General features: G+C 74.3%; 11 protein-coding genes. 6 read left to right on the top strand and 5 right to left on the bottom strand.

Annotated features, from left to right (window positions below):
* The 4 genes from ETD83_RS33560 to ETD83_RS33545 all read right to left on the bottom strand — a co-directional run.
* Positions 1–972, bottom strand: a 972-nt coding sequence (locus ETD83_RS33560; protein ID WP_138649227.1) for a GNAT family N-acetyltransferase, incomplete at its 3' end; no start/stop codon positions are given.
* Between the two features lie 80 nt (positions 973–1,052).
* Positions 1,053–2,036: a methylmalonyl Co-A mutase-associated GTPase MeaB gene (gene meaB, locus ETD83_RS33555; protein ID WP_138649226.1), complete on the bottom strand. Its 984-nt coding sequence runs from the start codon at positions 2,034–2,036 to the stop codon at positions 1,053–1,055.
* Positions 2,033–4,246: a methylmalonyl-CoA mutase gene (scpA, locus tag ETD83_RS33550; RefSeq protein WP_138649225.1), complete on the bottom strand. Its 2,214-nt coding sequence runs from the start codon at positions 4,244–4,246 to the stop codon at positions 2,033–2,035. The genes meaB and scpA overlap by 4 nt, the downstream gene beginning before the upstream one ends.
* Positions 4,243–6,144, bottom strand: coding sequence for a methylmalonyl-CoA mutase subunit beta (locus tag ETD83_RS33545; protein ID WP_138649224.1), 1,902 nt, complete (start codon positions 6,142–6,144; stop codon positions 4,243–4,245). The genes scpA and ETD83_RS33545 overlap by 4 nt, the downstream gene beginning before the upstream one ends.
* A gap of 122 nt (positions 6,145–6,266) precedes the next feature.
* Here ETD83_RS33545 and ETD83_RS33540 point away from each other — a divergent pair, with 122 nt between their 5' ends.
* The 5 genes from ETD83_RS33540 to ETD83_RS33520 all read left to right on the top strand — a co-directional run bounded on the left by ETD83_RS33540 (position 6,267) and on the right by ETD83_RS33520 (position 10,403).
* Positions 6,267–7,445, top strand: coding sequence for an acyl-CoA dehydrogenase family protein (locus ETD83_RS33540; protein WP_138649223.1), 1,179 nt, complete (start codon positions 6,267–6,269; stop codon positions 7,443–7,445).
* A gap of 138 nt (positions 7,446–7,583) precedes the next feature.
* On the top strand, positions 7,584–7,793 hold the full coding sequence (locus tag ETD83_RS33535) for an HGxxPAAW family protein (protein WP_138649222.1): 210 nt from the start codon (positions 7,584–7,586) through the stop codon (positions 7,791–7,793).
* 2 nt (positions 7,794–7,795) lie between these two features.
* A complete protein-coding gene (locus ETD83_RS33530) occupies positions 7,796–7,978 on the top strand; it encodes a hypothetical protein (protein WP_138649221.1) in 183 nt (60 codons plus the stop codon).
* A 137-nt stretch (positions 7,979–8,115) separates the two neighbouring features.
* The gene (locus tag ETD83_RS33525; protein WP_138649220.1) at positions 8,116–9,204 is read left to right on the top strand and encodes a carboxylate-amine ligase; all 1,089 of its coding nucleotides are present in this window, start codon (positions 8,116–8,118) and stop codon (positions 9,202–9,204) included.
* Positions 9,205–9,455: 251 nt separating this feature from the next.
* Positions 9,456–10,403 (top strand): sensor histidine kinase, encoded by a 948-nt coding sequence (locus tag ETD83_RS33520; RefSeq protein WP_138649219.1) that lies wholly within the window; start codon positions 9,456–9,458, stop codon positions 10,401–10,403.
* An 8-nt stretch (positions 10,404–10,411) separates the two neighbouring features.
* Here the strand turns inward: ETD83_RS33520 and ETD83_RS33515 are convergent, their stop codons facing one another.
* Entirely contained in the window at positions 10,412–11,356 is a 945-nt protein-coding gene (locus tag ETD83_RS33515; protein WP_138649218.1) for a phosphotransferase, read from the bottom strand.
* 108 nt (positions 11,357–11,464) lie between these two features.
* Here ETD83_RS33515 and ETD83_RS33510 point away from each other — a divergent pair.
* Positions 11,465–11,917: hypothetical protein (locus tag ETD83_RS33510; protein WP_138649217.1), on the top strand; the 453-nt coding region annotated here is incomplete at its 3' end.

Raw genomic sequence — 11,917 nt, 5'->3', positions numbered from 1 at the left:
GGGGAGGGCGTCGACGGGGGCCTGGTATTCCATGGACTCGCGCTCCATGCGGAAGCCGAGTTCCTCGTTGACGGCGAGCATGTGGGCGTTGTCGCCGGCGTTGTCGGTCTCGATCTCGCGGACCTCGGGGCGGGCCGCGGCCAGCCACTGGAGCATCGCCGCCTTCACCCAGATGCCGATCCGCCGGCCGCGGTGCTCGGGGACGACGGCCGTGTCGTACTGGCCGGCGCGGCGGGCGTCGTCGTGCGGGACGACGACCTCGGTGAACCCGGCGACGACGTCGCCCGACAGCGCGGCGACGGTGTACAGGTCGTCGCCGCGCTTGGCGACGACCTCCTCGGTCTCGCGGACGCGGTGGGCGTCCCAGGGCGAGCCGTCGACCTCGGCGAAGTCGGCCATGGCGTGCTTGGCGCGGGCGAGGGCGGACGCGTGCTCGTCCGGCACGACGCCCCGCCAGCGGACGAGCCGGTACCCGGCGGGCGCGGCGTCCAGGAGCCCCGCGAGCCGCTCGGGCGGGACGTCGTCGAGCCGCAGCAGCATGCCGCGCAGGGTGAGGACGCACTCGAAGCCGTGCGACTCCAGGAACGGGACGGCGGGCGTGCCCGCGAGGACCTGCGCGATCACGCTGGTGCGGCCGTCGGCGCGCAGCCCCTCGGCCGCGGCGGCGAGGAGCCGCCCGCCGAGCCCGCGGCGGCGCAGCGGCGGCCGGACCTGGATGTCGATCTCGGCGGGACGCCCCGCGCCGGGCTCGCCGGGCAGCCGGAGCGCGGCCACACCGGCCAGCCGGTCGCCGTCGGCCACCCCCCACAGCCGCCGCCGCGATCCGGGCTCGGCGCCGAGCAGCCGCAGCGCGGTCTGCTCCGGGTCGGGGGCGGGGTCCCCGGCGGGGTCGGCGGCGTGGACGGCGCTGAGCACCTCGTGCCACTCCCGGATCTGCGCCTCCGTCGGATCATCGAGCGCGATGACGTCCATTCGACTGTTGTACCTGATCGGCGTGCCGCGCGACCGGCGGCCCGGGGCAACGCGGGGGTTTCGGACAGCGCGAACGAGGGTCAGCGGCCCCGCGAGAACGCCTCCAAGATCCGCTCGGCGGCCAGCGCGGGGGTGAGGCCGCCGTCCGCGACCTCCTTCTCCAGCAGGGGCGCGAGCCTGCGGACGTCGGGGTGGGCGTGCAGTTCGCCGAGGAGCCGTTCGCGGACCATCGCCCACGTCCAGCCGACCTGCTGGCGGCGGCGCCGCGCCTCCAGCTCGCCGGACTCGCGGAGCCGATCGTGGTGCTCGGCGAGCTTGCCCCACACCGTGTCGAGGCCGGTGCCCTCCTTGGCGCTGCAGGTCAGGACGGGCGTGTCGCGGACGCGCTCGTCGCTGCGCAGCAGCCGCAGCGCGCCCGACAGCTCGCGGGCGGCGCGCTTGGCCTCCAGCTGGTGCTCGCCGTCGGCCTTGTTGACGGCGATGACGTCGGCCAGCTCCAGGACGCCCTTTTTGATGCCCTGGAGCTGGTCGCCGGTGCGCGCGAGGGTGAGGAACAGGAACGTGTCGACCATCTCGGCGACGGTCGTCTCCGACTGGCCGACGCCGACCGTCTCCACGAGGACGACGTCGTACCCGGCGGCCTCCATGACGACCATCGCCTCGCGGGTGGCCTTGGCGACGCCGCCGAGCGTCCCGGCCGTGGGCGAGGGGCGGATGAACGCGTCCGGGTCGGCGGCGAGGCGCTGCATGCGGGTCTTGTCGCCGAGGATGCTGCCGCCCGTCCGGGTCGAGGACGGGTCGACGGCGAGCACCGCGACCCTGTGCCCGTCGCCGGTGAGGCGGGTGCCGAGCGCGTCGATGAACGTGGACTTGCCGACGCCGGGCACGCCGGTGATCCCGACGCGGCGGGCGTCCCCGGTGTGCGGGGTCAGCTCGACCAGCAGCTTCTGCGCCAGCTCCCGGTGGTCGGGACGGGTCGATTCGACGAGCGTGATCGCCCGCGCGATCCACGCCCGGGACCCGTCCCGCACCCCGGCCGCGTAGTCGTCCAGCCCCGCGCTCACGTCTCTCCGTGGCCCAGCCTGGCGGTCAGCTCGGTGAGCAGGCCGGACGCCGCGTCCGCGAGGACGGTGCCGGGCCCGAAGATCGCGGCGGCGCCGGCGGCGCGCAGCTCGTCGAAGTCCCCGGGCGGGATCACCCCGCCGACGACGATCATGATGTCGGCGCGGCCCAGCGCGGCCAGCTCGGCGCGCAGCGCGGGCACCAGCGTGAGGTGCCCGGCGGCGAGCGAGTTGACGCCGACGATGTGCACGTCGGCCTCCACCGCCTGGCGGGCGACCTCCGCCGGGGTCTGGAACAGCGGGCCCACGTCGACGTCGAAGCCGAGGTCGGCGAAGCCGGTCGCGATCACCTTCTGGCCGCGGTCGTGGCCGTCCTGGCCCATCTTGGCGACGAGGATGCGGGGGCGGCGGCCCTCGGCGTCCTCGAACGCGGCGGCCGCCGCGCGCGCCTTCTCGATCGCGGTCACCTGTCCCGCCTCTTCCCGGTACACACCGGAGATCGTACGGATCTGCGCGGCGTGCCGCCCGTACGCCTTCTCCAGCGCGTCGGAGATCTCCCCGACGGTGGCCTTGGCGCGGGCGGCGTCGATGGCGAGCGCCAGCAGATTGCGTTCCAGGCCGGGCTCGCGGGTGCCGTTCTCTGCGGCCTCGGCGGCGCGGGTCAGGGCGTCCAGCGCGGCCAGCGCCGCGGGCTCGTCGCGCTCCTCCCGCAGGCGCCGCAGCTTGTCGATCTGCCGCGCGCGGACGGCGGCGTTGTCGACCTTGAGGACGTCGATCTCCTGCTCGGTGTCCGGACGGTACTTGTTCACGCCGATAACGGGCTGCCTGCCGGAGTCGATGCGGGCCTGCGTGCGGGCGGCGGCCTCCTCGATGCGCAGCTTCGGCAGGCCCTCGTCGATCGCCTTCGCCATCCCGCCGGCCTCCTCGACCTCGGTGATGTGGCCCCAGGCGCGGCGGGCGAGGTCGTAGGTGAGCCGCTCGACGTAGGCGCTGCCGCCCCACGGGTCGATCGTGCGGGTCGTCCCGGACTCCTGCTGCAGGACGAGCTGCGTGTTGCGGGCGATCCGGGCCGAGAAGTCGGTCGGGAGGGCGAGCGCCTCGTCCAGCGCGTTGGTGTGCAGCGACTGTGTGTGCCCCTGCGTGGCGGCCATGGCCTCGACGCAGGTGCGGGCGACGTTGTTGTAGACGTCCTGCGCGGTGAGCGACCAGCCGGACGTCTGCGAGTGCGTCCGCAGCGACAGCGACTTGGGGTTCTGCGGGTCGAACGTCTTCACGAGCCTGGCCCAGAGCAGGCGGGCCGCGCGGAGCTTGGCGACCTCCATGAAGAAGTTCATCCCGATCGCCCAGAAGAACGACAGGCGGGGCGCGAACGCGTCGATGTCCAGGCCCGCCTCGCGCCCGGCGCGGATGTACTCGACGCCGTCGGCGAGGGTGTAGGCCAGCTCCAGGTCGGCCGTCGCCCCGGCCTCCTGGATGTGGTAGCCGGAGATCGAGATGGAGTTGTACTTCGGCATCCGCCGCGAGGTGAACGCGAAGATGTCGGAGATGATCCGCATGGACGGCTGCGGCGGGTAGATGTAGGTGTTGCGGACCATGAACTCCTTGAGGATGTCGTTCTGGATCGTCCCCGCGAGCGCCTCCGGCTCCACCCCCTGCTCCCCGGCCGCGGCGATGTAGAGCGCCAGGACGGGCAGGACGGCGCCGTTCATGGTCATCGACACGCTCATCCTGTCCAGCGGGATGCCGTCGAAGAGCTGCCGCATGTCGTAGATGGAGTCGATCGCGACGCCCGCCATGCCGACGTCGCCGGACACGCGCGGGTGGTCGGAGTCGTAGCCGCGGTGGGTGGCCAGGTCGAACGCGACCGACAGGCCCTTCTGCCCGGCCGCGAGGTTGCGGCGGTAGAACGCGTTGGACTCCTCGGCGGTGGAGAAGCCGGCGTACTGGCGGATCGTCCACGGCTGCGTCGCGTACATCGCCGGGTACGGGCCGCGCAGGAACGGCGCGATGCCCGGGTAGGTGTCGAGGAAGTCGAGCCCGGCGAGGTCGTCGCCGGTGTACAGCGGCCTGACGCCGATGCCCTCGGGCGTGTCCCACGTCTGGGCGTCCGGGTCGCGGCCCGTGGCGTCGGCGACGGCGGCGCGCCACCGCTTGGCGGCCTCGTCGGCGGGGGGCGCCGTCCCGAGCTCGATCTCGCTGAAGTCGGGGATCATTCGTTCACTCCCAGATCACGGAGGGCGGTCTCCAGCACCTCGATCGCGTCGCATCCCGCGTACACGCCGGCGTCCACGCCCTCATAGGTACCTTTACCCGCGAGCCAGATCTTCACAGCACCCGCGTCCCGGAGATCCCGAGCCGCCTCCGCGGCCTGATCTTCGTACACCGCGTCGCTGGAGCAGAGGCAGGCGAGGGTCGTCCCGGACGACTCGAACTCCTCGGGCGGGCCGCTGACCGTCTCGATCCCGCCCGCCTGGAACAGGTTGGCGGCGAACGACGCCCGCGCCGTGTGGACGGCGATGGGCCCGAGCGTGGCGAGGAACACCCGGGGACGCGCGCCGGTCGCCTCGGCGTGCGCGTCGGAGCGGTCGCGGAGGGCCTCGAAGTCCTGCGCGTACGTGACGACAGGGAGTTGGGCCCGCGACGTGAAGTGCGAATAGGCGCTGGCCCGTTCCGGGGCGCCCTCCCGCTCGGGGAGGGTCTCGGCGAGGTTGGGGAACTCGCTTACTCCGGTCAGGGGCGCCTTGCGGCGGGCGATGTCCTCGCGGCGCCGCGCCCACGTCGCGGCGATCCGGTCCGCGACCAGGCCCGATTCGAGGGCGGCGGCGAGCCCGCCCGCCTTCTCGATCTCGGTGAACCAGGCCCAGGCGGCGTGGGCGAGGCCCTCGGTGAGGCTCTCGGCGTACCAGGACCCCCCGGCCGGGTCGACGACGCGGGCGAGGCTCGACTCCTCCAGCAGCAGGGTCTGGGTGTTGCGGGCGATGCGGCGGGCGAAGCCGTCGGGGAGGCCGAGCGAAGCTCGTCGTTTGAATGGTGGTGGGTGGGGGCTGGAGGACGGGAGGCCGAGGCGGGCGTCGAACGGCTGGACGGTGACCGCGTCCGCGCCGCCGGTCCCGGCCGCGAACGCGGCGAGGGTGGTGCGGAGCATGTTCACCCACGGGTCGCGCCGCGTCATCATCGCCGACGAGGTGACCGCGTGGATCCGCGCGGACGTCCCGTCGGCGGCCCCGCCGACCTCGGCGACGCGCGCCCACAGGCGGCGGGCGGCGCGGAGCTTGGCGATCGAGGCGAACTGGTCGGCGTTGACGGCGAGGCGGAACTCGATCTGGCCGAACGCCTCGTCCACGCTCAGCCCGGCCTCGGTGAGGGCGCGCAGGTAGGCGACTCCGGCGGCGACCGCGGCGCCCAGTTCCTCGGCATCGGAGCCGCCCGCGTCGTGGTACGGGGTGCCGTCCGCGACGACGGCGCGCAGCTTCGGGAACTCGCGGACGCATCGGACGGCCAGCGCGGCGGCGCCGTCCAGGGAGCCGGGCGTCCCGATGCGGGCGGCCTGCCCGAGCGGGTCGGCGCCGAGGGTACCGGACGCGTCCGCCGCGTTCCCGCGCTCGGCGACCAGGGCGAGGAACGCGTCCGCGGCCCCGGCCGTCTCCGTTCCCGCGTCGAGGGCGACGGGCGCGAGGTCGAGCAGGACGCCGCGCAGCGCCTCCCCGAGCGCGCTGACGGGGAGCCCGCCGTCACCGAGCCGCAGCCAGATGGACGTGGCCCCGTTCTCCAGGTCGGCGAGGATCGCCTCGCGGGTGACCGCCGGGTCGGGATGCGCGTGGAGCTGCCGGACGTCCCAGCCCGCGATGCCCTCGCCGTCGGGCCGCACCTCGCGGACGTACGGGGCGAGCCCGGGACGTCCCGGCGGCGCGTCCTCGCGGGTGTAGAGCGGGGCGATCGGCACGCCGTCGTACGACTCGCGGGTCAGCAGGTCCTCGATCTCGCCGAGAGGGGTGTCCTCCGCCGCCGCGCCGGATCTGCGCAGCACCCCCTTCACCATCTCCCGCCACCGGTCGCGTCCGGCCGGGGAGAAGGCGGCAGCCAGTTCGATTTCGTCAGGCGGCACCGTCATGTCCTGGATCGTAGGCGAGCGACCGAACGCGCCTCTAATGCGGGTCCCGCCGACCGGGGCCGGGCGGAGGGCGGCCGGCGCGCGTCCCGGTTAGCGGTGCGGCGCCCGGGAAAGACCAGGCCATGACCCTGGCTGCGCTCCCCGGCGACCTGTACCACATGCAAGAGCTCCTCGACGAGCGCGAGAAGGAGATCGTCGGACGGGTGCGCGGCTTCCTGGGGTCGAAGGTCGCGCCGATCGCGAACCGCTGCTGGGCGCGGGCCGAGTTCCCGTTCGACCTGATCCCGGAGTACGGCGAGCTGGGCATCGCCGGGCTCGCCCACGACGAGTGCCCGGGCGAGAAGCCGAGCAGCCTGCTCACCGGGTTCCTGGCGATGGACATGGCGCGGGTGGACCCGTCCATGGCCACGTTCTTCGGCGTCCACGCCGGGCTGGCGATGGGCAGCATCGGCCGGTGCGGCTCGCCGGAGCAGCGCGAGCGCTGGCTGCCCGCGATGGGACGGATGGAGAAGATCGGGGCGTTCGCGCTCACCGAGCCGGAGGGCGGGTCGGACGTCGCGCTCGGCCTGCGCACCACCGCCCGCCGCGACGGCGGCGAATGGGTGCTGAACGGCGCCAAACGCTGGATAGGGAACGCGACGTTCGCCGACTACACCATCGTGTGGGCCAGGGACGAGGCCGACGGCCAGGTGAAGGGGTTCTTCGTCGCGAAGGGCACCCCCGGGTTCACCGCCACCCGCATCGAGAACAAGATCGCGCTGCGGACCGTCCAGAACGCCGACATCACCCTCAGCGACTGCCGTGTCCCGGAGGGCGACCGGCTCGCCGGGGCGGCCACGTTCAAGGACACCGCCGCGATCCTGCGCCGGACGCGCAGCGGCGTCGCCTGGCAGGCCGTCGGGGTCATGCTCGCCGCCTACGAGATCGCCCGCGACTACGCGGTGGAGCGCGAGCAGTTCGGACGGCCGATCGCCAGGTTCCAGCTCGTCCAGGATCTGCTGGTCAGGATGCTCGGCAACGCGACCGCCTCGCTCGGCATGGTGGTGCGGCTCGCCCAGCTCCAGGACGACGGCCTGTACCGCGACGAGCACTCGGCGCTGGCCAAGGCGTACTGCACGAGCCGCATGCGGGAGGCCGTCGGCTGGGCGCGGGAGCTGATGGCGGGCAACGGGATCGTCCTCGACTACGGCATCGGGCGGTTCGTCGCCGACGCCGAGGCGCTCTACTCCTACGAGGGCACCCGGGAGATCAACACGCTGATCGTCGGGCGCGCCGCGACGGGCCACGGCGCGTTCGTCTGACCCTGCGCGTTCGACCGGCGCGTTCGTCCGGCCCTTCGCCTGACCCCGGAAGGCCCTGTGGCGAGGGGCGTTGCTAAAGTTCGGCGCAGAGCGTTCGGCTCGAATCCCCAACGGATCCCTGCAGAGGAAGACCAACGCATGTCGACTGGCAGCCACGCCGGGCGCCCGAAGTCCTGGGTCGCGGTGACCATCATCTTCGTCGGTTTCGTCGTCGGCGGCGTGGGCCTCGTCATGGGACCCGACTGGATCGTGTTCGGGGCGGGCGCCGCGCTGACCGTGATCGGCGGGATCATCGCGCTCGCCGTCGACATCATGACCGACGTGGTCGTCGACGAGCCCCGGGGCTGACGATGTTCGGCCGCCCTCCGATCGAGGAGCGGATCGCGGCCCGGCAGCGCGAGCTCGGGCCGCTCAAGCCGGGGAAGGTCTTCCCGCACGCCCCCGCCAGGATGCTGTTCCTCGTCAGCATCGGCATCGTCGTGGTCACGCACTTCGCCGCGCTGTCGCTGTACTTCTTCGACTCCGGCGGCTGACGCGGGGGCTCCCGGGCGGATCAAGACCGGTCACGGGGGAAGGTTTCGGACCGTCCGGCAGGTGCGCGCGTGGCGGTGGCCACGTACGGTCAAGGGGAAGCAGCCTCCTGCGTCGCTCCCGAGCCCGAGGTGGTGGGATGCCGCTGCGATTCGGAATCGAGGAAGAGTACTTCGTCGTCGATCCCGTCTCCCGGGAGGTCGTCCCGCGTGCCGCCGCCGTCGTGCGGCGCGCCGAGGCGGCGCTCGGAGAGCGCGCCTCCACGGAGCTGGTCGACTTCCTCGCCGAGGCCAAGACTCCCCCGTGCGACGACCTCGACAAGCTCGACGAGCAGATCCGCGCGATGCGGGCGGCGATGGCGGCCGCGGCGGCGGCCGAGGGCGTCCGGCTCGCCGCGACCGGGACCCCGGTGCTCGGCGAGCTGTTCCCCGCCCCGATCAGCGCGGGGGCCCGCTACGCCGAGAGCCGCGCGACCTACCGGGGCCTGGACGACGAGCAGTGCATCTGCTCCTGCCACGTCCACGTGGAGATGCCCGACCGCGAGCACGCCGTCCAGGTCAGCAACCATCTGCGGCCATGGCTGCCGACGCTGCTGGCGCTGGCGGCGAACTCGCCGTACTGGGCCGGGCGCGACACCGGCCACGCCTGCTGGCGGGTGATGGCGTGGGCGCGATGGCCGGTCGCGGGCCCGCCCCCGTTCTTCGAGTCGTCCGCCCACTACGAGGACGTCGTCGCGACGCTGCTCGGCTGCGGCGCGCTGATGGACACCGGCACGATCTTCTGGGACGTGCGGCCCTCGGCGCGGCTGCCGACCGTGGAGATCCGGCTCGCCGACGTCGCGCCGACCGCCACGGACGCGGCCGTGTTCGCGGCGCTGATCCGCGCGCTGGTGCGGGTCTCGTCCGCCGCGGTGGACGCGGGCGAGCGGGCGCCCGACCCGCCGCAGGAGCTGCTGCGCGCCGCGTACTGGCTGGCCGCGCGGGACGGCCTCGCCGGGAAGGGCGTGGACGTGCGCACAGGCCGTCCCGCCGGGTTCCGGGAGCTGGCCGGCGACCTGCTCGCGCACGTGCTGCCCGCGCTGCGCGACGCCGGGGATCTCGGGGCCGTCACCCGCGGCGTCCACCGCCTGCTCACCGGCGGGACGGGCGCGGAGCGCCAGCGCGGCGCCTACCGGCGGCGCGGCCGGCTGACCGACGTGGTGGACGCCGCGATCCTGCGCGACCGGTGAGCCCGGCCCGCCGGGGAGCGATTCGACGGCCCGGTAAGCGCTTTCGGCTATGAAAAATGTGACTTTACGGACTTAACCCGTTTTTTCGAGGTCATCAGCGGGTAGGCGACGTGGTGACCATCGCTCGCCGAGGCGGCCGTCCAGCCCGGGGGAACGCGGCGGAAAGGCCGTCTCGTACGAGCGGCTCCCGACGGTACCCTCGACCCGATGCACGTGCATACGCCATCCGCCCCGAACGGAGTGTCCGCGCGATGAGCCCCAGGCCCGGGGGGCCGGGCACGTCGCCGCGCGACACCTTCGTCCACCCGGCCCTCTTCTACCGCGACGGCGAGGAGTACCTCGCGGGCACGGTGCCGTTCATCCGCGCCGGACGCGTGGCGGGCGAGCCCGTGGCCGTCGCGGTGCCGGGCGAGCGCCTGGGCACGCTGCGCGCGGCGCTGGGCCGCACGGCCGGCGAGGTGACCTGGCTGGACATGTCCGAGGCGGGGCGCAACCCGGGCCGCATCATCCCGGGCGTGCTGCGCGACTTCGCCGACCGGCACGCCGCCGGGCGGGTGCGGATCATCGGTGAGCCGGTGTGGCCGGGCCGGTCCGCCACCGAGTACCCGGCCTGCGCCCAGCACGAGGCGCTGATCAACCTGGCGTTCGAGGGGCGCGGCGTGTCGATCCTGTGCCCCTACGACGTGAGCGGCCTGGACGACGTCGCGATCGCCGACGCCCGCGCCACCCATCCCGTCGTGATCGACCGGCACGGCGAGCACGTGAGCGGCGACTACGCGCCCGACCGCGTCATCAGCGCCTACAACCGGCCGCTGCCGGAGCCGTCCGCCGCCGTCGCGATGAGCTTCGACCTGGACGCGCTGCCCCTCCTCCGGGAGTTCGTCACCCGGTGGGCGGCGCGGCTCGGCCTCGGGCCGCGGGCGGTGGGCGACCTGGAGCTGGCCGCGAACGAGCTGGCCGCCAACTCGTGCCTGCACGGCGGCGGGGCGGGCACGGCGCGGCTGTGGTCGGAGGACGGCCAGGTCGTCTGCGAGGTCCGGGACGCCGGGACGATCACCGACCCGCTGGCCGGGCGGCGGCCCGCCGACATGAGCCCCGACGGCGGCCGCGGCATCCTGATGGTCAACCATCTCGCCGATCTCGTCCGGATGCACACCGGCCCGGAGGGCACCACGGTCCGCGTCTACATGCGCCGCTGAGCCCGTGCTCACGGGGCGATCGCGCGGGTGATCCCGGCGAGCGTCTCGGCGAGGAGCGCCTCACGCCCGGTCGACGCGGCGTACTCGGCGAGCGTCGCGCTCAGGTTCAGCGCGAGCACGCGCGCCGCCGCCTCCCGGTCGGGCGGCACGGGCCCGTACTCCGCCAGGAACGCGGCCCGCGCGGCGCCGCCGAACCCCGCGTAGGCGAGGGACAGGTCGACGGCCGGGTCGGCCAGGCAGACATCGCCCCAGTCGATCACTCCGGCGGCGCGCCCGTCCGGGGCGAGCAGCAGGTGCCGGACGTGCAGGTCCCCGTGGACGATCACCGGTTCGCCGTCCGGGACGCTCCACCCGCGGGCCTTGGCGAGGAACTCGTCCACGGCCGGGTCGCGCTCCCACACGCCGAGCCCGGCGAGCGCGTCCAGGCGGCCGGGCGTCCGCGCCGCCCGGTTCGCCGGATCGGCCCGTCCCATCGGGTCGAGCGGGAGCCCGTCCCCGGCCGCGCGGACGAGCGCCGGGTCGTGCAGGGCACGCAGGAACGCCCCGACCTCGGCGGCGAGGGCGGCGCGCCGGTCCTCCGGCGGGCGGACGCCGGCGAACTCGCGGCCCGGGATCATCCGCGCGCCCCAGAACGGCCACGGGAAGTCGTCCGACGGCTCGCCCGCGAAGCGCGGCACGGGCACCGGCAGCGGCAACCGCGGCGCCAGGACGGGCAGCGCCGCCATCTCCCGCTCGACGCCCGGGACCGCGATCCGGCGGCGCGGGAACCGGAACACCCACGCTCCCCCGACGAGGAAGACCGTGTTGTCCCAGCCGGTGGCGAGCCGCTCCACCGGGGCGCCGCGCAGCTCGCGGAACCGCCGTCCGATCAGCGCGGCGGCCAGGTCGGCGGTGACCTCGCGCTCGGGGGCCCATTCGGGGGGCGGCGGCGATCCGTCCGGTCGGCTGGTCACGCCCGTCAACGCTACCCCGATGCGGAGACTTGACCCGGCCCCAGGTGTAGCGGGCGGACGCCGGGAATGATCCCTGCGCCCGATCTCTGCCGACCTCAATGGGGAACGATGCGTTTTCTGGCTCGCGCTCACCAGGTGCCCGTCAGGCTGATCGTGGGGGCGTTCATCGTGAACTCGGGGCTGTCGAAGCTCAAGGGCGGGGACGAGGTGGCCGAGCAGACCCACGGCACGGCGAAGGCCGCCTACCCGTTCCTGGAATCGCGGGACGCGCGGGAGTTCACCCGCGCCCTCGGCACCACCGAGGTGGCGCTCGGCACGGCCGTGATGGTGCCGCTGGTGCCCTCGCTCCTCGCGGGCGCGGCGCTCACCGCGTTCGCGGGCGGGCTGGGCGGCCTGTACCTGCGGCTTCCCGGCATGCGGGAGCCCGGCGGGCTGCGTCCGACCCAGCAGGGCATCCCGCTGGCCAAGGACACCTGGCTCCTCGGCATCGGCGCCGGCCTCGTCCTGGAGGAGCTCGGCCGGGCCCGCGGCGGACGCCGCGGGCGCGGGCGGGGGCGACGC

This window comes from Actinomadura soli, from assembly GCF_005889715.1.
GTDB classification, from domain to species: Bacteria; Actinomycetota; Actinomycetes; order Streptosporangiales; family Streptosporangiaceae; genus Spirillospora; species Spirillospora soli.
Note: the sequence above shows the minus strand (reverse complement) of the source record. Positions and strands in the feature narration are given on the sequence as shown.

Bases quoted from the DNA above. Each gene is read 5' to 3' on its own strand.
- ETD83_RS33540 (WP_138649223.1), top strand. From the start codon at position 6,267: ATGACCCTGGCTGCGCTCCCCGGCGACCTGTACCACATGCAAGAGCTC.
- ETD83_RS33530 (WP_138649221.1), top strand. From the start codon at position 7,796: ATGTTCGGCCGCCCTCCGATCGAGGAGCGGATCGCGGCCCGGCAGCGC.
- ETD83_RS33525 (WP_138649220.1), top strand. From the start codon at position 8,116: ATGCCGCTGCGATTCGGAATCGAGGAAGAGTACTTCGTCGTCGATCCC.
- ETD83_RS33520 (WP_138649219.1), top strand. From the start codon at position 9,456: ATGAGCCCCAGGCCCGGGGGGCCGGGCACGTCGCCGCGCGACACCTTC.
- ETD83_RS33545 (WP_138649224.1), bottom strand. From the start codon at position 6,144: ATGACGGTGCCGCCTGACGAAATCGAACTGGCTGCCGCCTTCTCCCCG.
- scpA (WP_138649225.1), bottom strand. From the start codon at position 4,246: ATGATCCCCGACTTCAGCGAGATCGAGCTCGGGACGGCGCCCCCCGCC.
- ETD83_RS33535 (WP_138649222.1), top strand. From the start codon at position 7,584: ATGTCGACTGGCAGCCACGCCGGGCGCCCGAAGTCCTGGGTCGCGGTG.